This is a genomic window from Paraperlucidibaca baekdonensis (assembly GCF_003387535.1).
Taxonomy (GTDB): domain Bacteria; phylum Pseudomonadota; class Gammaproteobacteria; order Pseudomonadales; family Moraxellaceae; genus Perlucidibaca; species Perlucidibaca baekdonensis.
Genome location: NZ_QUNR01000001.1, coordinates 429,650 through 450,248 on the forward strand (window position 1 = coordinate 429,650; position 20,599 = coordinate 450,248).

22 protein-coding genes are annotated in these 20,599 nt (G+C 58.1%); 9 read left to right on the plus strand and 13 right to left on the minus strand.

What is annotated here, in order from left to right; translation table 11 throughout:
• Positions 1-118 precede the first annotated feature (118 nt).
• The 4 genes from DFR26_RS02065 to DFR26_RS02080 are packed head-to-tail and all read left to right on the plus strand — an operon-like array spanning position 119 to position 4,608.
• The gene (locus DFR26_RS02065) at positions 119-1,450 is read left to right on the plus strand and encodes a M16 family metallopeptidase (RefSeq protein ID WP_181898952.1); all 1,332 of its coding nucleotides are present in this window, start codon (positions 119-121) and stop codon (positions 1,448-1,450) included.
• 8 nt (positions 1,451-1,458) lie between these two features.
• Entirely contained in the window at positions 1,459-2,910 is a 1,452-nt protein-coding gene (locus DFR26_RS02070) for a M16 family metallopeptidase (protein WP_181898953.1), read from the plus strand.
• Complete coding sequence (gene rsmD, locus DFR26_RS02075) at positions 2,907-3,506, plus strand: 16S rRNA (guanine(966)-N(2))-methyltransferase RsmD (RefSeq protein ID WP_116207272.1); 600 nt, start codon at positions 2,907-2,909, stop codon at positions 3,504-3,506. Before DFR26_RS02070 ends, rsmD begins: the two co-directional genes overlap by 4 nt.
• Positions 3,490-4,608, plus strand: coding sequence for a hydrolase (locus DFR26_RS02080; protein ID WP_245952988.1), 1,119 nt, complete (start codon positions 3,490-3,492; stop codon positions 4,606-4,608). Before rsmD ends, DFR26_RS02080 begins: the two co-directional genes overlap by 17 nt.
• Here the strand turns inward: DFR26_RS02080 and DFR26_RS02085 are convergent.
• Positions 4,592-5,263 carry a TetR/AcrR family transcriptional regulator gene (locus tag DFR26_RS02085; protein WP_116207273.1) on the minus strand — a complete coding sequence of 224 codons (672 nt, stop codon included), beginning with the start codon at positions 5,261-5,263 and terminating at the stop codon, positions 4,592-4,594. The genes DFR26_RS02080 and DFR26_RS02085 overlap by 17 nt on opposite strands.
• 103 nt (positions 5,264-5,366) lie before the next feature.
• Here DFR26_RS02085 and DFR26_RS02090 point away from each other — a divergent pair, with 103 nt between their 5' ends.
• Positions 5,367-6,812: a coniferyl aldehyde dehydrogenase gene (locus DFR26_RS02090; RefSeq protein WP_220375682.1), complete on the plus strand. Its 1,446-nt coding sequence runs from the start codon at positions 5,367-5,369 to the stop codon at positions 6,810-6,812.
• 78 nt (positions 6,813-6,890) lie between these two features.
• Here DFR26_RS02090 and DFR26_RS02095 read toward each other — a convergent pair whose 3' ends face one another.
• Positions 6,891-7,139, minus strand: coding sequence for a YfhL family 4Fe-4S dicluster ferredoxin (locus tag DFR26_RS02095; protein ID WP_116207274.1), 249 nt, complete (start codon positions 7,137-7,139; stop codon positions 6,891-6,893).
• Between the two features lie 3 nt (positions 7,140-7,142).
• On the minus strand, positions 7,143-7,640 hold the full coding sequence (gene coaD / locus DFR26_RS02100) for a pantetheine-phosphate adenylyltransferase (protein WP_116207275.1): 498 nt from the start codon (positions 7,638-7,640) through the stop codon (positions 7,143-7,145).
• A gap of 124 nt (positions 7,641-7,764) precedes the next feature.
• On the opposite strand from coaD, the gene DFR26_RS02105 reads away from it, so the two are divergent.
• Entirely contained in the window at positions 7,765-9,903 is a 2,139-nt protein-coding gene (locus DFR26_RS02105; RefSeq protein ID WP_116207276.1) for a prolyl oligopeptidase family serine peptidase, read from the plus strand.
• Between the two features lie 33 nt (positions 9,904-9,936).
• Here the strand turns inward: DFR26_RS02105 and mutM are convergent, their stop codons facing one another.
• The 9 genes from mutM to rpmB all read right to left on the minus strand — a co-directional run bounded on the left by mutM (position 9,937) and on the right by rpmB (position 15,184).
• Positions 9,937-10,797 (minus strand): bifunctional DNA-formamidopyrimidine glycosylase/DNA-(apurinic or apyrimidinic site) lyase, encoded by an 861-nt coding sequence (mutM, locus tag DFR26_RS02110; RefSeq protein WP_116207277.1) that lies wholly within the window; start codon positions 10,795-10,797, stop codon positions 9,937-9,939.
• Positions 10,798-10,813: 16 nt separating this feature from the next.
• Positions 10,814-11,644, minus strand: a complete 831-nt coding sequence (locus tag DFR26_RS02115) for an HvfC family RiPP maturation protein (protein WP_116207278.1) — start codon at positions 11,642-11,644, stop codon at positions 10,814-10,816.
• On the minus strand, positions 11,634-12,500 hold the full coding sequence (locus DFR26_RS02120; protein WP_116207279.1) for an HvfB family MNIO-type RiPP peptide maturase: 867 nt from the start codon (positions 12,498-12,500) through the stop codon (positions 11,634-11,636). Before DFR26_RS02120 ends, DFR26_RS02115 begins: the two co-directional genes overlap by 11 nt.
• Positions 12,501-12,528: 28 nt before the next feature.
• Entirely contained in the window at positions 12,529-12,798 is a 270-nt protein-coding gene (locus tag DFR26_RS02125) for an HvfA family oxazolone/thioamide-modified RiPP metallophore (RefSeq protein ID WP_116207280.1), read from the minus strand.
• A gap of 134 nt (positions 12,799-12,932) precedes the next feature.
• Entirely contained in the window at positions 12,933-13,178 is a 246-nt protein-coding gene (locus DFR26_RS02130) for a hypothetical protein (RefSeq protein ID WP_116207281.1), read from the minus strand.
• Positions 13,172-13,816, minus strand: a complete 645-nt coding sequence (locus tag DFR26_RS02135) for an RNA polymerase sigma factor (RefSeq protein WP_116207282.1) — start codon at positions 13,814-13,816, stop codon at positions 13,172-13,174. Before DFR26_RS02135 ends, DFR26_RS02130 begins: the two co-directional genes overlap by 7 nt.
• Before the next feature lie 14 nt (positions 13,817-13,830).
• The gene (locus DFR26_RS02140; protein ID WP_116207283.1) at positions 13,831-14,607 is read right to left on the minus strand and encodes an ATP-binding protein; all 777 of its coding nucleotides are present in this window, start codon (positions 14,605-14,607) and stop codon (positions 13,831-13,833) included.
• A 161-nt stretch (positions 14,608-14,768) separates the two neighbouring features.
• On the minus strand, positions 14,769-14,924 hold the full coding sequence (rpmG, locus tag DFR26_RS02145; RefSeq protein WP_116207284.1) for a 50S ribosomal protein L33: 156 nt from the start codon (positions 14,922-14,924) through the stop codon (positions 14,769-14,771).
• Between the two features lie 23 nt (positions 14,925-14,947).
• The gene (rpmB, locus tag DFR26_RS02150) at positions 14,948-15,184 is read right to left on the minus strand and encodes a 50S ribosomal protein L28 (protein WP_116207285.1); all 237 of its coding nucleotides are present in this window, start codon (positions 15,182-15,184) and stop codon (positions 14,948-14,950) included.
• Between the two features lie 172 nt (positions 15,185-15,356).
• Here rpmB and DFR26_RS02155 point away from each other — a divergent pair, with 172 nt between their 5' ends.
• The gene (locus tag DFR26_RS02155; protein WP_116207286.1) at positions 15,357-16,301 is read left to right on the plus strand and encodes an alpha/beta hydrolase; all 945 of its coding nucleotides are present in this window, start codon (positions 15,357-15,359) and stop codon (positions 16,299-16,301) included.
• Positions 16,302-16,337: 36 nt separating this feature from the next.
• Here the strand turns inward: DFR26_RS02155 and DFR26_RS02160 are convergent, their stop codons facing one another.
• The gene (locus DFR26_RS02160) at positions 16,338-17,378 is read right to left on the minus strand and encodes an AraC family transcriptional regulator (protein WP_116207287.1); all 1,041 of its coding nucleotides are present in this window, start codon (positions 17,376-17,378) and stop codon (positions 16,338-16,340) included.
• 187 nt (positions 17,379-17,565) lie between these two features.
• On the opposite strand from DFR26_RS02160, the gene DFR26_RS02165 reads away from it, so the two are divergent.
• A complete protein-coding gene (locus tag DFR26_RS02165; protein WP_116207288.1) occupies positions 17,566-18,729 on the plus strand; it encodes an isovaleryl-CoA dehydrogenase in 1,164 nt (387 codons plus the stop codon).
• 11 nt (positions 18,730-18,740) lie between these two features.
• Positions 18,741-20,561: an acyclic terpene utilization AtuA family protein gene (locus tag DFR26_RS02170; protein ID WP_220375683.1), complete on the plus strand. Its 1,821-nt coding sequence runs from the start codon at positions 18,741-18,743 to the stop codon at positions 20,559-20,561.
• Positions 20,562-20,599 lie beyond the last annotated feature (38 nt).

The following is a 20,599-nucleotide window of genomic DNA, read 5'->3' on the forward strand; positions in this document are numbered from 1 at the left end:
TCATTGTTTTCGTGTGAACTCATGCCGGCTTCCAGTCGTAGTACAGGTGTCGCGGCTAGCCGCCCGCGAGGGATGCGCTATGCTACCACCCTTGTTATTGACCCTAAAGGACGAAGCTATGTCTGTTGCGTGGCGATTTGCGTGGATGACGTTGTTGGCCGTGCTGAGCCCGGCGCTGATGGCGCAGTCGGAGGCCGTGCAGTTTCGTCTCGATAATGGCTTGCGCGTGGTCGTGCAGCCCGATTCGCGCGCGCCGGTGGTGGTCACGCAAGTCTGGTATCAGGTCGGCTCGGCCGATGAGCCACCAGGCCTAACCGGTATTTCGCATGTGCTTGAACACATGATGTTTAAGGGCACGCCGACGGTGCCCGCCGGTGAGTTCTCGCGGGTGGTGGCGCATATGGGCGGCGATGACAACGCCTTCACCACCGATAACTACACCGTGTATTACCAAAACCATGTCGCCGATCGGCTGCCCTTGGCGCTGGAAATGGAAGCCGATCGCATGCAGCACGCCATTATCGACCCGAAAGCGTTTGCTAGCGAGCTGCAGGTGGTCATGGAGGAGCGCCGCCTGCGCACCGATGACAACCCGCAGGCGCTGGCCTATGAGCGCTTTCAGTTGCTGGCTTTTCCGAGCAGCTCACAGCGCAGCCCCACCGTGGGCTGGATGAGCGATTTGGAGCAGCTTAGCGCCGACGATGCGCAGCGTTGGTACACGACTTGGTATGTGCCTAACAACGCTATTTTGGTGGTGGTCGGCGACGTTGATCCGCAGCAAGTAAAGGCCTTGGCCGAACGCTATTTTGGTGACATTGCCGCGCGTGATGTGCCACGCCGTTCGACCGGCCGCGAGTTGGTTGCCGCCGGTGAGCGTCGACTCAAGATGACCTTGCCGGGGCAGGTGCCTTCGCTATTTATTGGTTTTAATTGGCCGAGCTTGAGCAGTGCCATTGGCGCGCAAGATGCGTATGCGCTGCGGCTGCTCGCCGGTGTCTTGGACGAGGGCATCAGTGCGCGCTTGGAGCGGCAAGTCGTGCGTGCCGGCAAGGCGGCGGCGATTCGCTCGGGCTACGACATCATGGCGCGCGGCGATACGCTATTTAATATCACGGCGATTCCGGCGAAAGGCCAAACGCTCGATGAGCTCGAGGCGAGCCTATTGGCGCCGGTGCGTGCGCTGCGCGATGAGCTGGTGTCGCCAGCAGAAATTGACCGAGTGCTCGCCAATGTCGTTGCGCAATCCGTATTTGTGCGCGATCAAGTCGATGATCAGGCACAGCTTTTGGGGCGCTTGGCGAGCAACCATTTACCGCTCGATTGGGCCAATGGCTACGCCGATCAGCTCAAGCGCATCACGCCTGAGCAGCTGCGCGATGTGGCGCGGCGCTATATCCAAGATGATCGGCTCAGCATCTTGCAGCTGCGAGTGACAGGAGCTCAGCGATGATCGGGTTTATGCAACGTCTGTTGATGGGTGTTGGCCTGAGCACGGCGCTAGCGCTTCCGGTCTGGGCTGGCCCGGAGCATGGCGGTGTGAGCCCTGGTCCGTTGACAGCACTGACACGCTTGCAGAGTGCGCCGGCGTTATTGGCCGAGCGCGACCAAACGCCTGCCGTGCATGTTGCCCTAAAGCGCTGGACTACGGCGGAAGGCCTGCGCGTGCTGTGGTCGCGTAATACGCAACTGCCATTGCTCGATGTGCGTGTGGTTTTTGATGCCGGCGCCGCGCGTGAGGGTGAGCATGCGGGCGTGGCTGCCGCGGTGTCGAGTTTGCTTGAGGAGGGCACGACAACGCGCAGTGCGCAGCAAGTGGCCGAGGGCTTTGAGGAAGTTGGTGCGCAGTTTTCCGCCGCCAGTTATCGCGATATGGCCTTGGTCAGTGTCCGCGTGATGAGCGATGCAGCTCGCCGTGATGCCGCCACCGCGCTACTGAGCGAGGTCATTAGCGCACCGCGTTTTGCTGACAAGGACTGGCAGCGCATGCAGGAGTCTATGCGCCTGAGCCTGCGCCAGCGCTTGCAATCACCGGCGGGCCGCGCCGGCCAAAGCTTTTATCAATTGCTGTATGGCGCGCACCCGTATGCGCGCATGCCCGGTGGCGATATCGATAGCATTAACGCCATGACGCCCGCCGATCTGCAGGCCTTTCATCAGCGCTATTACACCGCCCAAAATGGCGTGTTGGTGCTGGTCGGCGACATCAGCCGCGCCGATGCCGAGGCCTTAGCTGAGCGTGTCTCACAGGCCTTGCCGGTGGGCGAAAAAGCGCCTGCGTTGCCAGCCGTAAAGCCACTCGCCAAGCCCGAACGCGTGCATCAGGTATTTCCTTCTGAGCAAGTCTCGGTGGTCATGGGCGCTGTCGGCATCAGCCGTGGCGATACCGATTATTTTGCCCTGATGGTCGGCAATGAGCTGCTTGGCGGCAGCGGTTTCGGCACACTGCTAACGCGCGAGCTCCGCGAAAAGCGCGGCCTGACCTATAGCGTCACCAGTCGTTTTATTCCGATGCGCGCCGCTGGGCCATTTCAAATCAGCTTTTCCACACGCCATGACCAAGCCGCAGAAGCATTGAGCCTAACGCGCCAATTGCTCTCAGATTTTGTCCGCCAAGGTCCCAGCGAGGCTGATGTCAGTGCGGCGAAAGCGAACTTATCGCAAGCCTTTCCGCGCAGCGTGGCGAGCAATGCGCAAGTGGCAAGCTTCTTGGCAATGATTGGCTTTTATGAGCTGCCGGATCGCTTCATTGATGACTATATTGGTCAGCTAGCGGCGGTCGACTTGGCCCACGTGCGCGCCGCCATGAGCCGTCATATTCAGCCAGAGCGTCTGCTGGTGGTCACCGTGGGGCGTTTGGCGGCTAGCCCCGAGGCCGCCGAGAAAGGTAACCGTTGGCGTTTGTCGAAATGACAGCAAAACGCGGCGGTACGCGCACCTTGCGCATTATTGGTGGGCGTTGGCGTAGCCGGCAGCTGCACTTTGTCGATGCGCCGGGCCTGCGACCGACGCCCGATCGGGTGCGCGAGACGGTGTTTAATTGGCTGCAGTTTCATATCCCGCATCGACACGTTTTAGATATGTATGCCGGCAGTGGCGCCATGGCTTTTGAGGCGCTCTCGCGCGGCGCGGCCAGTGCCACGCTGATTGAGTCCGATGCCAGTCAGGCTAAGGCGTTACAGGCCAGTGTGCAGGCGCTGAGTGCGGAGCACGCTACCATTGTGCGTGATGACAGTTTGCGTTGGCTGACTTCAGCGCCATTGCCCGACGGCGGCTATGGCTTGATCATCCTCGATCCGCCATTTCATCACGGCCATATTGATAAAGCCCTGGCGGCGTTGCAGGAAAAAGGCTGGCTGCAAGCGGATACCTGGGTCTATGTGGAGACCGAGCTGGCGCCCGAGGAGCTGACGCTGCCGGCGTCTTTGGGCTTGCATCGGCACACGCGCGCAGGCATGGTCTGGGCCTTGTTATTTCGGGTGGAGAGCGCAGGTGACGACGCAAGCTGAAGCATCGGCATTTATTCCCGGGTTAAGCCGTAGTCCATTTAAGCCGGCTTGGTGGTTACACAACGCCCATCTACAAACGCTGTATCCGACCTTGTTTCGTAAGCTTGAGGCGCCCGCCTGCGTGCGCGAGAAAGTCGCCTTGAGCGATGGCGATTGGCTGTACCTCGACTGGCATTTGCCGAAAGACTGGAAAGATTCCGGTATGCCGCTCACGGTCATTGTGCACGGTTTAAGTGGCTGTAGCGGATCACACTACGTGATGGGTTTGCAGAAGGCGCTAGCGCAGCGTGGTTGGGCCAGTGTTGCGATGAATTGTCGCGGGGCCACTGGCGAGGCCAATGATCTGCCGCGCGCTTACCATGCGGGCGCCCACGATGATTTAGCGGCAGTCATGCGCTTGGTGGCCGAGCGCTACGAAACGGTGCCATTGAGCTTGGTGGGCTATTCGTTGGGCGGCGCCATGACGCTGAATTACTTGGCCACCATGCCGTTGCCGGCGCACTTATTTGCCGCCACGGCCGTATCGGTGCCGCTCGATTTGGCGTCATGTGCAGAGCGTTTAGATCAAGGCTTGTCGCAAATTTATCGCAAGCACCTGCTCGATAACCTGATGCGCGCGTGGCGACGTAAAGTCGTGAAATTGCGGGTCTTGGGTCGCGATGCTGATGCCGAACGCGTTGAACATCTGCTCGCGCTCGGGCCATTCAATTCATTTCGCGCCTTTGATGATGCGGTGATTGCGCCGCTGCACGGCTTCCACAGTGCCGATGATTATTATGCGCGATGCAGTCCCTTGCAGCATCTGGACCGCATTCATTGCCCCACACTGATTATTCAGGCTGCCGATGACCCATTTTTAACGCCACTCTGCTTCCCGGAAGCGAGCACCTTGTCGTCATCGATTTATTTAGATGTGTCACCGCAAGGCGGGCATGTTGGTTTCGTCAGTGCTGGCGAGCAGTGGCGCGATCCGGTGTATTTTCTCGAACAACGCATTCCCGCCTTTTTGGATGCCCAGGTGCCAGACAGCGTGCGCCACGCCGAAATGGTGAAGCGCTTGCCGCCGGCATATCAGTCCTCGCTGGCTAAGACGTCGACTTAGCGTAATGCGCCTTGAGCGCGGCCAGACCGGCTTTGGCCTCGCCGCGCAAATACGGTGCCTCTAAGCAAATCACATGCAAAATACCGCGCCGCAACATGTCTTCAGTGATGTCGCCGCTGGCGCGCGGCTCATCCAAAAATAAGCCCGTGGTGTGTAGGAAGTTGACCCAGTTGGTGGCGGTAATCCAAATCGTGATGGCCAAGGTGTCGATGGTTTCAGCGTCAGCCTCGATCATGCCGGCGGCTATTTGCGCGCGATACAGCTCGCGGAGTTGCTCCAGTACACGCAGCGAAAATGCGCGATAGGGCGCGCTCAGCTCAGCGGTTTCAAGCAAATGCGTCATGTCGCGATGCAGGAAGCGAAACTCCCACAGCACCGTCAGCACACGCTCAAACAAGTTGGCTTTGTCGGCTTGCGTGAGCGGATGATCATCGGGGAAGGTCAGCGTGGCCGCCATGCGCTCGGCATAACGCGTAAATAACGCATGGATAATCGCGTCTTTATTTTTGAAGTGGTAGTACAGATTGCCTGGGCTCATGCCCATCGCCGCGGCCAAATGATTGGTGGTGACTTGGCGCTCACCTTGGCCATTAAACAGCTGCAAGCTGGTGGCCAAAATGCGTTCGCGGGTCTTTAGGGGCACAGCAGAATTCATGGGATGCTCAGTCGCGTCATTGACAACTTAGAGTAAATGCTCTAAAAAATTCGCACAAGTCGTCTGATCATTTTAGGCGCATCTACTTTTTGATGAGGTTGTCATGGTTGCTCACAATGCGGCGTTAGCCGAGCAGAATCCACAAGTCGCTGATATGCAGCGTATTTTTAACGCGCAGCGGGCATCTTATGGTCTCCGCCCAATGCCTTCAGCCGAGGAGCGTATCGCCGGCTTGAAACGTCTGCGCGATGTCATTGTCAAATACCAAGATGATTTAGCCGATGCGGTGAGCCAAGATTTTGGCCATCGCTCCACGCATGAAACCAAAATTGCCGAAGTGCTGACCTCGCTCGAAGCCGTGAAATATGCGCTGAAAAATGTCAAAGGTTGGATGAAGCCGCAGAAGCGTCATAGCGGCATTTTAGCGATGCCGGCGAAAGCCCGTGTGCATCCGCAGCCGCTCGGTCTGGTGGGCGTGGTGGTGCCGTGGAACTACCCAATTTTCTTGGCGCTTGGTCCCTTGGTTGGCGCGCTCAGTGCCGGCAACCGCGTGATGATCAAGTCATCGAGCTTCACGCCGCGCTTAGGCGAGACGCTGCGCCGCATGCTGGCAGAGGCTTTTGCCGAAGATAGCGTGGCGGTGATTACCGGTCGCGGCGAAGTCTCCGAAGCCTTCAGCCACATGCCATTTGACCAAATCACCTTCACCGGCTCGACCAATGTCGGTCGCACCATCATGCAAAATGCCGCGGTGAACTTAACGCCGGTGGTGCTTGAGCTAGGCGGCAAATCGCCGACCATCGTGCACGAGTCTTACCCTATGCGCGACGCCGCTGAGCGCATTGCGTTCGGCAAATGCTGGAACGCCGGTCAGACCTGCGTGGCGCCCGATTATCTGCTGCTGCCTCGTGGCAAGACCGATGAATTTGTCATCGCCTTCACCGCGCAAGTCAGCAAAATGTATCCAACGCTGGTCACCAACGCCGACTACACCAGCATTGTTAATGACAAGCAGTACACGCGCATCCAAAGCTATTTGGCTGATGCGCGCGAACAGGGTGCCCGCGTTATTGAAATTAATCCCGCCAATGAGCGCTTTGAAAATACCCGCAAGATTCCGCCCACGATTGTCATCGGTGCCAAGCCCGAGATGCTGATCATGCAAAACGAAATCTTCGGGCCGATTTTGCCGATTTTGGAAGTCGAGTCGCTGTCGCAGGCGCTGGAGTTTGTTAATGCGCGCGCGCGACCGTTGGCGCTGTATTACTTCGATAATGACAGCGCTCGTGCCGACTATGTGGTGACGCATACGCATTCGGGCGCCACCGGCATCAACGATGTGGTCACGCATGTCGGCGTCGATGACTTGCCTTTTGGCGGCGTAGGGCCGTCGGGCATGGGTCGCTACCATGCCTATGAGGGCTTCCAAACTTATTCAAATATGAAGGCGGTGCTGGAGCGCGCGTCGATTTATTCGGTGCGATACATTTTGCCGCCATTTAATAAAGCCACGCACACCTTGATTAAAAAGCTTTTCCTCGGCCAATAAGTTTTATCGGCCCTAACGCTGCAGTAAACGGAGCCTTCGGGCTCCGTTTTGCTATGTGGCAGACGTGAATTTGGCGCGCTAGGCCTTGGTGATGCGCGCGTATTTGGCTTGCAGCTGCTCGCGGCTTTCCACATGCGCCGGGTCTACCGGAATACACGCCACCGGACACAGCTCTACGCATTGCGGCACGTCAAAATGCCCCACGCATTCGGTACACAGCGCGGGGTTTATTTCATAGATTTCCGGGCCCATGGAAATCGCTAGATTCGGGCAGGCCGGCTCACAGACATCGCAGTTAATGCATTCGTCGGTGATCAAAAGCGCCATATATTAGCCTTCGCGTGGGCCGTGGCCGAGCTTCTCAGCAAAGCCGGCGAGCACATTGGGCGAGACAAACTGCTGCACATCGCCGCCGAGAATGGCGATCTCACGGACCAAGCTCGATGAGATAAACGACAGATGCTCTGACGGGGTTAAAAACACCGTCTCGAACTCGCTATTGAGCTGGCGGTTCATATTGGCGAGCTGAAATTCATATTCAAAGTCGGAGACCGCGCGCAGGCCGCGCAGCACCACATTGGCATTCATCTCGGTGACAAAAAACGACAGCAGCTTGTTAAAGCCGACGACGCGCACATTGGGTAGATGCGCGATGACTTCTTGGGCCATTTGCACGCGCTCATCGAGCGAAAATAGCGGCTTTTTCTTTTCGCTGGCAGCCACTGAGACAATCACTTCGCCAAATAAACGCGAGGCGCGCTCGATCAGGTCTTTATGGCCATTGGTGATGGGGTCGAAAGTGCCGGGGTAGATGACGCGTGTGGTCATAGTCATTCCTTGTTCAGTATTTCATCAATGCTAGATAGTGCTACAGTGCGCCCTGTCAGATTAGCAGCGCTCGATGCGTGCATCAGTTCTGCGAACCATACAATAAAAACACGGATAGATAGACATGAAACGCTTAAGTCTTAGCTTAGTCTTTGTGCTCAGTGCCTGCGGTGGCTCGGGCTCATCAAACACGCCCAATGCCCTGCAGCCCGAAGTCACGCCAGTCTCGCGCGCTGAAAATCCCTGTAATCGCAGCTCATGGACAGCCGGTACAGTGGAGTATTGCCGCGGCGAGCTGGTCTATCGCGACTATATTTACGATGACTACGGTGCCGATGCCGGCCTGATTGCGCTCAGCCCCTCCGTGCTCAATGTCACCACGCGTGCCGGTATTCGCGGCAATCCATTCGCCACCACGCCGGGCCTGCTGTCGCCCACCGCTGGCGATGTGACTTACCCAGCCGATAAGCGCAACACCGCCGACTTGGTGCGACTAAGCTTGCGCGAAGACAATGGTCAGCTGCGCATTGAGGCCGAACTCAACACCGTCTTTGCCGCCAATGATGCATTGGTCGCGGTGGCCATCGATACCGATAACGATGCCAGCACCGGCGGTGGTGCTTGGTCGCCACTGAGCGTGCGTAGCGCCGGTTGGGACACGCTCATTGTGCTCGATACCGCCAACCCAGAAACTAATGTGCTGACCACGAGCATGCCGATGCCCGCGGGTAGCACGTGGCGTCTGCAAGCGGCGGTGGCGCAAGCCAATGGCACGGTCATGAATGTGGCCTTTCGCGGCATTGATGAGCAGGCCAAAGCCAATGGCAGTGTCGATCAGTTATTACCGGGCTCCGGTAATTTTTGGGAAGACAAACAGGCCGCTGCGCTGGCCAGTGGCGATATTTCTGCCTTTGGCGAACTGGTCAACACAGCCGATTTACGCAATCGCATCACGCGCGCTGCGCCATTGCCTGAGGGCTTCCATCAGCGCGTCTACACCAGCGCTTACACGGTGGGCGAGGGCATCAATTTTGCCGGTGAGCCCAACCGCAGCGACAACACCAGCGGCTTTTGCTCACAGTCATTTGCGTATTTAGGCAAATACCAACCGTACGGTATCTATGTGCCGCCTTTGGCTGACGGCGAAACCCTGCGCGGTGCGCAGTTGGTCATGCACGGCTGCGAGGCTAATCATGCCAGCCAAATCAATCAACGCAATATGCAGCTGCGCTTCGGCGATGCGCGCCAACGTATTTTGGTCTCGCCATTAGGTCGCGGGCCTTATGGCTTCTACTCAGGCCTGGCCGAGCGCGATGTCCTCGATGCCTTGGCCGACGTGGAGGCGCATTACGAGGTCGACGCCGATCGCGTGGTGTCATCGGGCTATTCCATGGGTGGCTTTGGCGCCATGCACATGGCAGCGATGTATCCCGATCGCTTCAGTGGTGTGGTGAATTGGGTGGGTGCCACGGGAGCATTGACCAATATCCCGAGCATCACGCCAGAGCTCGACGCGCTGCTCGATACCTTGCTGCAAGATGTGGTGTCGCCGCTGCTCATGCCGATTGTTGGCGATGCCCTGAGTGGTGCCAAAGGCTATGAAAACGTCATCAACTATCTGGGTAATTTGCGCCACGTGCCGAGCGCCAACCTCTACAGCGCGCTCGATGAGTTAGTGCAGGTCAACCAAGCTATTGCGTTGGCGAAAACCATGATGAACGAGGGCATTCCCTATCGTTTTTACCTGCATCCGGTGTCTGAGCATCTGACCTTTTTGCTACTCGATGACTGGCAGAAAGAAAGTCAGGCCAGCGCCGACTGGGTGCTGGAGAAAAATCCGCTACAAGTGACTTATCAATTCGATCCGCGCTTTGATTATCCCGAATACGAGCTCGTGCATGACCGCGCCTACTGGCTCTCGGGTCTGCGTTCGCGTGATGGCATGGAGGCGGAAATCGACCTGCGTGGCACCGGTTGCGGTGGCAGCGAGCCGATCTTGGTCGAAGGCACGGATCTTGGTCCAGCACCGACACCTTGGGTGAGCACCAATCGCGTGGAAACGGGCCGCAACACCGTGGCGCCTGAGTCACTGCTGAGCGGTAGCCTGCGCAATGTCTCGGCGGCAAGCATCGATAGCGATCGCATTTGCAGTCGCGGCGAGTCATTGCGCTATGACATTGTCTCCGATGGCCCCGCCACGCTGACTTTCAGCGATGGCCGTGTGCTGAGCTTGGTGGCTGGTCAAAACAGCGGGCAGTTTTAAGTACCGAGGGCGGGGCGGCCTCGCTTGTTACATTTAGCGCTGGCAGCGCGTGCAAAACACCGTGCTGCGCGCGCTTAATCGCACTTCAGTGAGTGGCTTTTGGCAGCGCAGGCAGGGTTCGCCGGCGCGGCCATAAACACTCAGCTGCTGCTGAAAATAGCCCGGCTCGCCCTGACCATTGACGAAGTCGCGCAGCGTGGTGCCGCCTTGTGCAATGGCATTCGCCAAAATCGCGCGCACGGCCACGCTGAGCGCCACATAGCGTTTCTCACTGATGCGCCCGGCCTCTCGCAGCGGGTGTATGCCGACCTCAAACAGCGCTTCATTGGCGTAAATATTGCCAACGCCGACCACCACCTGGCTGTCCATCAGAAAGCTTTTGATGGGCATGGATTTGCCGCGACTCAAGCGAAATAAATGCGTGTCGGTGAAGGCATCAGTCAGCGGTTCTGGCCCGAGTGATGCCAACAACGGATGCTGCTCGGCCGGCAATTCCAGCCATAAGCAGCAGCCAAAGCGCCGTGGGTCGTGGTAACGCAGCTCCCAACGCGGCTCGGCATCGAGGTCATCGGCGGCATCGCTCAAGCTAAACACCAGATGGTCATGGGTTTTGCGCACGCTGCCGGGGTCTACCAAGCGCAAGCTGCCAGACATGCCCAAATGCACCATGAGCACACCGACATGCGCGCTGACCTCATCGAGGCAGTACAGCAAGAGGTATTTGCCGCGTCGCTCGATGCGCTGCACGAGCCGGCCAGTGAGCACATCAGCCAGGTGCTCGGGCACTGGCCAGCGCAGGCGGCCATTGTGCACGATGACGTCGCTGACGCGGCGACCAACACAGTGTGGAGCTAGGCCGGCGCGGGTGGTTTCAACTTCGGGTAATTCAGGCATGGCAATCGTGCGGGAGTTAGCGGGCCTGCAAGCGTAACCCATGCGCGATGAGATCGCGTAGGACAGCGGTGGTCATCTCACGGATCTCAGCAGCTTCGGCCTGCGGCATGGCCGCGCAGACGGCGGCAATCAATGCTGAGCGCCGCACGGGCGCCTCGGCTTCGCTGAGCTGCTCGAGCAAAAATGCCGCGAGCGGGGTGATTTCATGGACCTTGAGCGACAGTGCGGCATCGTCAGCGCGGATGGCCATGAGGCATACCGGTGCTGCGGTGACGGCGCTGAGGTCGGTGTGTTCGCGCCATTCGTGTACGCGCCATTGATAGGCGAGCGCCCAGGCCGGGCCAGCGAGGCTGAGCTTCGGGTCGGAGGCATTGAGCATTGCCAGCACCGCGCTGGCATCAAAGGCCTCGGCCATAGGCGACTCATCGATGTCGGCCACGAGCTCCATCCATTCGTAATGCAGCAGAGATTCAAGCCACGGCAGCGCCGTCAGTTCGGGCCAATCAAGTGCGCCAACAAATTCGCGAAAATGCAGCGAAATATCGTAAAAAAATGGCGAAGTGCAGCTAAAGTCTGCGAAAAATCGCTGCGTTAAGCGACCCCATAAAGCCTCGCCCAGCTGCGCTTTCGCGACCGGGAAAGTGATGTCGACAAAGTTGATGACGTTGTTAAACAGCAGCTCACGATAGGTCGCTAAGCGCTCAGGCTTGATGCCCGTGGGCGCCGCCACGGCGCTGGGGTCGCGCAAATGCGCCGTGAAGGCGAGCTGCTGGCGCTGAAACTCAGGCAGTGCTGAGTCAGCAGCGGTACTGCTTTCAGGGTTCGCCCGCAAGGACTCAGGCGGCACGGCTAGCCGCTCGTGTTTGCGCGTGGCGAATCAGTTGCATCTCATCAAGCAGCTCGGCCATCGGCGGGATATTAAAGTCGCGTTCTAAGAGCGTGGGCAGTACGCCAAAGTGCTGGTAGGCCGCGTCGAGTAATGCCCACACCTCATCGCAGACGGCGTCACCGTGGGTGTCGATGCGCAGGTCATCGGCCTCGTGAAAATGCCCCGCGATATGCACATAGCTGATGCGCTCGGCCGGCAGCGCGGTCAGGTATTGGCGGGCATCGAAGCCGTGGTTGATGCTATTGACGACGATATTATTGACGTCGAGCAGGAGATCGCAGTCGGCGGCTTTTAAGACTTCGCAGACGAACTCATGCTCGGGCATTTCCGAGCCGGGGGCGGCATAGGTGGAGACATTTTCCAGCACCAAGCGCCGGCCCAAAATATCTTGCGCTTGGCGTACGCGCGCGGCGACATAATTGACCGCTTCGCGGGTCATTGGAATCGGTAGTAAGTCGTAGAGGTGGCCGTGGTCTCCGGTGTAGCTTAAGTGCTCGGAGTAGGCGCGAATGTGATGCGTGTCGAGAAAGCCGCGGATGCGCTTGAGCAGGTCCACGTCGAGTGGCGCAGGGCCGCCTATGGAGAGTGATAAGCCATGGCAGACGAAGGGGTAACGCTCAGTCATTTGCCGCAAGTCGCGGGCATAACGACCACCCAGACCGATCCAGTTTTCTGGCGCGATCTCGAAAAAATCGGGGGTATTTACCGGCGTGATGGCCGCCGACCCGGTGAGAAACTCAGCCATAAAGCTGCGTCGCAAACCCAGGCCGGTGCCATTGACCGGAAAACGAGACGCGCTAGGCGCGACGTTCATCCGAGATACTCGTGTTTAAACAAGTAGCTTACTTTTTAGCGCCGCACTTGGCTTCGCCGCATTTGCCTTCATGGCCATCGGCTTTCATGGCGCCGCATTTAGCTTCTTCTGCTTTTTTGGCGCCACATTTCGCTTCGCCGCACTTGGCTTCGCCACATTTTGCTTCGTGAGCTTCGGTTTTGGCGCCGCATTTGGCCTCACCAGCACCGGCTTTATGGGCATCGCCAGCGTGCACAACGCCGGTCATGGAAAGGGCTAACATGGCTGCGATGGGGGTTAGGGTCTGTAACTTTTTCATCGGTCAATCCTCGAAGGTTAAGACGCTTGGCAGCTGCATTGCAGCCATCGTCAAAGCATAGACAACGGCAGGAGAGCCAACGTTACATACACTATACGAAAGATTTTTCTGTGGCCTAGCCGCTGCCACAGCAATTAATGCGGGTGATGATGGTGCTTATGTTCTTCCATAGCCTTTAGCCACGCCTGAACTTGCGCCTCGCTCACTGGCTTGGCTTTGCGTTTGCGCAAGGCCATGAGCATGGTGATGATTTGGATAACCGCGAGTCGGCAATTGCCGCAACGCAATACATGCCAGACCACCAGTAAGTTTGTTTTAAGCGGCAGCGCGCCCGATAAAAATTCGGTCGCATTGGTGCCGACGTCGCGACAATTTAGCATTCGCCGGTCTCCTCATAATGCGACACCATGGAAAATACGCGAATCCGCGCCCTGTGCAGAAGCACACGAAAGTTAGACGGCGAAATATCCAGAGTGTTACAGATTTCTTTTGGCGATAAACCCTCGATATCTTTCAGGGTTAAGGCCAGGCGCTGGCCATCAGGCAGGTCGGCCATGTGATGCTCAAGGCAGTCCTGCAGCACATGCGCCTCTAGCAATGCCTGTGGCGTATCGTCGGTCCAACGCTGAAATTGCACGCCCCAACGCACACCGAATGGCCCGCCCGGCACAAAGGCATTGGCCAATGGATCGTGCTCGCCCTCCAAGCCCTCGAGCGAGACTTCGCGCTTGTGGCTACGCAAAATATTGTAGGACTTGTTCATGGCGATGCGCACCAGCCACGTCTTTAGACCGGAGCGGCCCTCGAAATTGGCGATGGCCGAGTAGGCGGAGATCCAGCTTTCCTGCACGGCATCTTCCGCATGGCGCGGCGCGATACTGCGCGCCGCCGCCACCATAGCGCCACCGAAGCGGCGCATGGCTTCGCCCCAGGCCGACTGTTGGCCCTCCCGCAGGGCATTGAGCAGATCTCGCTCGCTGCTCTTGGCGTTGATTGTTGCATCGGTGGCTGTGGCCATCCGCAGACTCCCTATTATTTTTCGATTTTGAGTTGCTGTGAACCTACCCAATGACGGGCAAATTGCTGTGCCACGCGTCCGCTGCGCGAGGCTCGGGTTTGTGCCCAGCGCAGGGCTTCACCGCGAATGCCAGGGGTCCATTCGGCATAGTTGAGCTGATGTAAATGATGTCGAACCAAGCGCTCATAGTCATCTTGCGAGAATGCGAGGAACGACAGCCACAGACCGAAGCGCTCGGACAGTGAAATTTTCTCTTCAGTCGACTCGCCCGGATGCACTTCGTCGTCTATCCACTGAAATTCGCGATTGTCGGCATGCACGGTGGGCATCAAAAAACGGCGATTGCTGGTGGCATAGATAAGCACATTGTCGGCCGGTGCTTCAATGCCGCCATCGAGTGCGGTTTTCAACGCGATGAGCGCGGGATCGGCGTTGGCAACCGAGAAATCATCGACATAAAGAATGAAGCGCTCGGGCTTATCACGAAGCGGTGCGACGATCTCGGGTAGGTCGATGAGGTCGTGCGGCGGCACTTCGATGAGACGTAGGCCGTCGTTAGCGAATTCATTAAGGAGGGCTTTCACGAGGCTGGACTTGCCGGTGCCACGAGCGCCAGTCATGAGTGCGTGATTGGCGGGCAGGCCGGCGACAAACTGCGCCGTGTTTTGGCGCAAAGCGGCTTTTTGTCGGTCGATGCCGAGCAAGTCGTCTAGGCAAATAGGGTCGACGCGTGGAATGGCTTGCAGGGCGTGTTGGCGCCAGCGCCAAGCGAGCGTGGAAGCGTTATTCATGCGCACCTATCACTGAAAAACAGAAACTGAGTATAGGATGAACAAAGCTGCTTTAGAGCTTAGACAAGTGCACTGCAGTGAAAAATTGCATGAATTATTCGGTCGCGACAAACAAAAAAGCCCGGATCTGACCGGGCTTTTTTGTGAGAAGCAATGAGCAATTACTTGATCTTGGCTTCTTTGAACATCACGTGTTGACGGATTTTTGGATCAAATTTCTTGATTTCCATTTTTTCCGGCATGGTGCGTTTGTTCTTGGTCGTTGTGTAGAAATAGCCAGTGCCAGCAGTGGACACAAGACGGATCTTATCGCGCATGATGTGACTCCTTTACCTGCGGCTTAAACTTTAACGCCCTGAGCGCGCAGATCAGCAACGATCACGTCAACACCCAGTTTGTCGATGGTACGCATGCCTTTAGTGGTCACGCGCAGGCGCACAAAACGCTTTTCGCTTTCCAGCCAAAAACGCTTGTAGTGCAAATTCGGTTCGAAGCGACGCTTCGTTTTGTTGTTCGCGTGCGATACGTTGTTACCAACGATCGGACGCTTGCCGGTTACTTGGCAAACTTTTGACATGATCTGTCTCCGCAATTCATTCAGCTCGCCGCCCAAAACGGCGGCCGAAGCGAGGGCGCGATTTATACCAGAACTCTGCGATCGCTTCAACGCAAATGGCGAAATTTTGTGCCAGATCGCCTATATTGGCTGCTTTCTACGATTCCACTCTCTGGCAAGCGAGCCCTAAAACATGAGCACAGCGATTATCTCTCCCGAATTTACCGGTCTAAAACGCCTACAAAGTCGCGTGGCACAACGCGCCTTGCCGGCGTTTATTCGCGCCACCATCCGGCCATTGTGGGCCAGCACTATGCCGGTGCCTCGCCTGCGGCGCATCACCGAGGTGTTATTGCGCAATGGTCTGGTGCCGCGCGCAGCACAGGTTGGCGAAACCATGCTCGATGGCCGGCCTTGCGAGCTTATAACGCCGGCCACTGGGGCCAGCGAGCAGGTCTTGTTTTTTGTCCATGGCGGCGGCTATGTAGTGTGCTCGCCGCGCACGCATCGCCCGCTCACCAGTCGCATCGGTTTAGCACTCAATGCCACGACCTATGTGCCGACCTATCGTTTGGCGCCGGAAGATCCGTATCCCGCCGGGCTCGATGATGTGCATCGGAGTTATACGGCGCTGCTGGCAAAAGGTGTGGCACCTGAGCACATCACGCTCGCTGGTGACTCTGCTGGCGGTGGCATGGCCTTGGCGTTGGCGCTACGCCTGCGTGACCGCGGCGAGCCATTGCCAGCGCGTATGCTGTTGATCTCACCGTGGGTGGATCTCGCGCTGCAAGGCGAGTCTTTGCAGCGTAATGCCGAGGCCGACCCCATGCTCAGCCTGCCGTGGATTTATGCGAAAACGCCGCTGTATTTGGCCAATACGCCCGCCGATGATCCCGGCGCCTCGCCGCTGTATGCCGATTTAAGCGGTCTGCCGCCGACCTTGGTACAAGTGGGCACGGAGGAGATTTTGCTTAGCGATTCTGAGCGCTTAGCCGAGCGTGCTGAGGCTTGCGGCTGGCCGCTGTCGCTGACCATTTGGGATGGCATGTGGCATGATTTTCAGATGCTCGCTGATCTATTGCCGGAGGCTAATGCGGCGATTGCGGCAATGGCTGAGTTTGTTGAGGGCACGAAATAGCACTGCTAGCTGCTATTGGGCTTTGCTGAACGGCGCTCAGCTCCCTTCGCGCGCGAGCTGGCGCTGGGTTTGCCAGTGTGCCCGGTAGTCGCCGGGCGTCATGCCGGTCCATTGCTTAAAGGCCTTAATAAACACCGCCGCCTCGCGAAAGCCGACCGCTTGCGCGAGCGCATTGATGCTGGTTTGCGGCTCGCGTAGCAGCGCCATGGCGTGCTCACGGCGCAGCTCATCTTTAATTTCTTGGTAACGCGTGCCCTCACTCAAGAGCTGGCGGCGCAATGTGCGGCCTGTCATAAACAGCTCATTGGCTACGGTGTCGAGGCTCGGTAGGTTGGCCATGCCGCCTTGCAATAGGCGGCTGCGTACGCGATGACTCAAGCTGCCCTGAAACACCGGCTTAATGAAAAATCCCAACGGCAGCTCACGAATCAGCACTTTCAGCTCGTCGCGGCTGCGGGTAATCGGCAGTGCCAACATGCGCGCGTCAAAATGCAGCGCGATGCGGTCTTGCTCAAAATGGTGCGGGCAAGGGTAAAGCTGGTGGTATTCCGCTTCATGCGCCGGTGCCGGATAACTAAAGTGCGTGTCAATCAGCAAGATGCGGCGATTGATGAGCCAGCAGGCAAGACGATACCAGCACAGCAAAATCGTCTCGGTGAGCACATGGCCGGCGTCGCGCTCGGGCTCGCGCAGGCGCAATTCAAATTCGGCGATGCCGTCGTGCTCGCGCAGACTCAGCGTGATGTCATCGCTCAAGACCCTATAAAAATGCACGCCGTGGCGCAGTGCTTCACCAAGCGTGGCGGCGCTCAATACGCTGTGCATCATCAGCGGGAAGGTGCCGACGCGACTCGGCGTGGCGGTGAAGCCGAGAAATTCATCGTTGCTGCTGCGCCACAGGGCGCGCATGAGATTGGCGAATTGCACTGGCAGCAGGCGGCCACTGGCGTCATCGAGCCAATGCGCGGGGATGCCGGCCTCGTTTAATAATTGCGCGGGGTTGATGCCCGCGGCAATGGCGCAATGCAGCATGGCCGGCACGACGTGGCCGGAGACGCTTTGGTGCAGCGGATTCATACGCGGGTGGTGCTCATCGATGGTGTCCTAATTTCTAAGGGCATGGCGGCGCTAAATTGGTTAAATACGCTGTTTAATGCATTTGGCTGTCCGAATATATCAATTTTCTTGCCGAATATCTCATTGCCGCCTAAGGCGAAGCTCGCCACACTCGGTGGGTTAATTTTGCCTATCAAAAAGGTGTGCCATGCATTATCCCTCACTCAATCACGACCTCGGCGAGACCGTCGATGCGCTACGCGACAGCGTTAAGCAATTTGTCGATGCCGAAATCCGCCCGATCGCCGATGCGGTCGATCGCAGCAATGACTTCCCCATGCCGCTGTGGCGCAAAATGGGCGATATGGGGCTACTCGGCATCACCGCGCCCGAGGCGTTCGGCGGGGCTGGCTTGGGCTATTTGGCGCATACCGTGGTGGTCGAAGAAATCAGCCGCGCCTCGGCCTCGATAGGGCTGTCTTACGGCGCGCATTCCAACCTCTGCGTGAACCAAATCGCCAAAAATGGCTCACCTGAGCAGCAGCAAAAATACCTGCCCAAGCTCATCAGCGGTGAGCATATTGGCGCGTTGGCGATGTCGGAGCCGAATGCCGGCTCCGATGTGGTGAGCATGAAGCTGCGCGCCGATTTGCACGGCGATCATTATTTACTCAATGGCACGAAAATGTGGATCACCAACGGCCCCGACGCCGATGTGCTGGTGGTCTACGCGAAGACCGATGTGAGCGCCGGCTCGCGCGGCATTACGGCGTTTCTCATTGAAAAAAATATGCCCGGCTTCAGCACGGCGCAAAAGCTCGACAAGCTCGGCATGCGCGGCTCCAACACCGGCGAGCTGGTGTTTCAAGACTGCCGCGTGCCGGTTGAAAACGTGCTGGGCAGCGTTGGTCGCGGCGTTAATGTGCTGATGTCCGGCCTCGATTTCGAGCGCGTGGTGCTCGCTGGCGGGCCAGTCGGCCTCATGCAGGCTTGCCTCGATGTGGTGCTGCCGTATATCCATGAGCGCAAGCAGTTTGGGCAAGCCATTGGCGAGTTTCAGCTCATGCAGGGCAAGCTCGCCGATATGTATGTGGCGCTCAGCACCAGCAAAGCCTATCTCTACAACGTCGCGAAAGCTTGTGACCGTGGCGAGACCACGCGCAAAGATGCGGCCGGCGTGATTCTCTACACCGCCGAGCAAGCCACCTGGATGGCCGGCCAAGCCATTCAATGTTTGGGCGGCAATGGCTATATGAACGAAAACCCCTGCGGCCGCTTCTGGCGCGATGCCAAGCTGTTTGAAATCGGCGCCGGCACCTCGGAAATTCGCCGCATGCTGATTGGCCGCGAGCTGTTTGGCGAAACCCTCTAATGGAGCAAGCGATGAAATCTATTCGTATTGGTTGTGCGTCGGCGTTTTGGGGCGATACCTCCACGGCCGCTGAGCAGTTGGTCAGCAAAGGCCAGTTGGATTATTTGGTGTTTGATTATTTGGCCGAAGTCACCATGTCGATTTTGGCCGTGCAGCGCATGAAAGATCCGGCGCAGGGCTATGCCCGTGATTTTGTTGATGTCATGGCGCCGCTGCTGACGCAGGTGAAGGCGCAGGGCATCAAAGTCATTAGCAATGCCGGCGGTATGAACGTGAATGCCTGCCGTGATGCGCTGGTGGCAGCAGCAACAACGGCTGGCGTGGAGTTGCGCATTGCCGTGGTCGAGGGCGATGACCTGACCGCGCGCCAAGGCGAGTTTCGCGACGCCGGTGTGACGGAAATGGAAACCGGCTCGGCCTTCCCGAGCATGTTGGTGAGCATGAATGCCTACCTCGGCGCGCCCGCCGTGGCCGAGGCGCTGAGCCAAGGCGCTGATGTGGTTATTACTGGTCGCGGCGTCGACAGCGCCGTCACGCTCGGCCCCATGATGTATGAGTTCGGCTGGTCTGCCAGCGACTATGACAAGCTCGCGCAAGGCTCCTTGGCGGGGCATATCATCGAATGTGGCGCGCAGTGCACTGGTGGTAATTTCACCGATTGGGAAACTGTTGCCGATGGCTACGAAAACATGGGCTTCCCGTTCATTGACGTGCGTGAAGATGGCTCATTCCTAGTCGGTAAGCCCGAAGGCACTGGCGGCGCGGTCACCTTGGGCACGGTCGGTGAGCAGATGCTCTACGAGATTGGCGACCCACGCGCGTATTTATTGCCTGATGTGCGCTGCGATTTCACCACCGCGCGCCTAAGCCAAGTCGGCCCTGATTCAGTGCTGATCGACGGTGCCACCGGTTATGCGCCACCCGATACCTACAAAGTCTCTGGTACCACGCCGCGTGGCAATCGCATCACCTCAACCTTCTTAATGGGTGGTCGCGAAGCACCGGCTAAAGCACAGCGAGTGGCATCCGCGCTCATTAAAAAGTGTGAAGGCTTGTTTGCCGCAAAAGGCTGGGGACCGTTCACCGAGACATCCGTGGAGCTGCTCGGCGCCGAAAGCATGTATGGCCCGAATGCCCGTGAAGGCGCCTTGGCGACTCGCGAAGTGGTGGTGAAAATTGCCGCCAAGCACAAAGAAAAAGCTGCCTTAGTGCTGTTTTCAAAAGAGCTGGCGCAGGCCGCCACGGGCATGGCGCCGGGCTTAACCGGCTACTTCGGTGGCCGCCCCAGCGTACAGCCCGTGGTGCAATTGTGGACCTGTAAAGTGCCGAAGCGTGACTTGGCCATCAGTGTCGAGTTTGAGGGCGTGCGCACACCCGTCGTGGTCAATGAGGGCGTGGCCTATGACGCCAGTCAGCTCACGCCACAAGCTGCTGGCGACTCGTGGACGGCAGACGCCGATGCCGTGACGGTGCCCTTGATTCGCTTGGCCGTGGCGCGCAGTGGCGACAAAGGTGATCACGGCAATATTGGCGTGATGGCGCGCAAGCCGGAGTACCTCAAGTACATTCGGGCCGCGCTGAGCGAGCAGGCGGTGGCTGAGTATTTTGCCCACACCTTGTCGGCGAGCAGTACCGTATCGCGCTGGGATTTACCGGCTAGCCACAGTATGAATTTTTTACTTCGCTATGCACTCGGTGGCGGCGGCATTGCCTCTTTACGCACCGACCCACAGGGCAAATGTTTTGCGCAAATGCTGCTTGATTACGCCGTGCCGGTACCTGCTGCGATGGCCGCGAGCTTGCCGGCTGTGAATGCGCCGGTGCAGGGCTGAGCGCGCACTTTTTCAGCGCGGCTAGTGTCGCGCATTAA

Bases quoted from the DNA above. Each gene is read 5' to 3' on its own strand.
- DFR26_RS02065 (WP_181898952.1), top strand. From the start codon at position 119: ATGTCTGTTGCGTGGCGATTTGCGTGGATGACGTTGTTGGCCGTGCTG.
- DFR26_RS02070 (WP_181898953.1), top strand. From the start codon at position 1,459: ATGCAACGTCTGTTGATGGGTGTTGGCCTGAGCACGGCGCTAGCGCTT.
- rsmD (WP_116207272.1), top strand. From the start codon at position 2,907: ATGACAGCAAAACGCGGCGGTACGCGCACCTTGCGCATTATTGGTGGG.
- DFR26_RS02085 (WP_116207273.1), bottom strand. From the start codon at position 5,263: ATGAATTCTGCTGTGCCCCTAAAGACCCGCGAACGCATTTTGGCCACC.
- DFR26_RS02090 (WP_220375682.1), top strand. From the start codon at position 5,367: ATGGTTGCTCACAATGCGGCGTTAGCCGAGCAGAATCCACAAGTCGCT.
- DFR26_RS02095 (WP_116207274.1), bottom strand. From the start codon at position 7,139: ATGGCGCTTTTGATCACCGACGAATGCATTAACTGCGATGTCTGTGAG.
- coaD (WP_116207275.1), bottom strand. From the start codon at position 7,640: ATGACCACACGCGTCATCTACCCCGGCACTTTCGACCCCATCACCAAT.
- DFR26_RS02105 (WP_116207276.1), top strand. From the start codon at position 7,765: ATGAAACGCTTAAGTCTTAGCTTAGTCTTTGTGCTCAGTGCCTGCGGT.
- mutM (WP_116207277.1), bottom strand. From the start codon at position 10,797: ATGCCTGAATTACCCGAAGTTGAAACCACCCGCGCCGGCCTAGCTCCA.
- DFR26_RS02120 (WP_116207279.1), bottom strand. From the start codon at position 12,500: ATGAACGTCGCGCCTAGCGCGTCTCGTTTTCCGGTCAATGGCACCGGC.
- DFR26_RS02125 (WP_116207280.1), bottom strand. From the start codon at position 12,798: ATGAAAAAGTTACAGACCCTAACCCCCATCGCAGCCATGTTAGCCCTT.
- DFR26_RS02130 (WP_116207281.1), bottom strand. From the start codon at position 13,178: ATGCTAAATTGTCGCGACGTCGGCACCAATGCGACCGAATTTTTATCG.
- DFR26_RS02135 (WP_116207282.1), bottom strand. From the start codon at position 13,816: ATGGCCACAGCCACCGATGCAACAATCAACGCCAAGAGCAGCGAGCGA.
- DFR26_RS02140 (WP_116207283.1), bottom strand. From the start codon at position 14,607: ATGAATAACGCTTCCACGCTCGCTTGGCGCTGGCGCCAACACGCCCTG.
- rpmG (WP_116207284.1), bottom strand. From the start codon at position 14,924: ATGCGCGATAAGATCCGTCTTGTGTCCACTGCTGGCACTGGCTATTTC.
- rpmB (WP_116207285.1), bottom strand. From the start codon at position 15,184: ATGTCAAAAGTTTGCCAAGTAACCGGCAAGCGTCCGATCGTTGGTAAC.
- DFR26_RS02155 (WP_116207286.1), top strand. From the start codon at position 15,357: ATGAGCACAGCGATTATCTCTCCCGAATTTACCGGTCTAAAACGCCTA.
- DFR26_RS02160 (WP_116207287.1), bottom strand. From the start codon at position 17,378: ATGAATCCGCTGCACCAAAGCGTCTCCGGCCACGTCGTGCCGGCCATG.
- DFR26_RS02165 (WP_116207288.1), top strand. From the start codon at position 17,566: ATGCATTATCCCTCACTCAATCACGACCTCGGCGAGACCGTCGATGCG.
- DFR26_RS02170 (WP_220375683.1), top strand. From the start codon at position 18,741: ATGAAATCTATTCGTATTGGTTGTGCGTCGGCGTTTTGGGGCGATACC.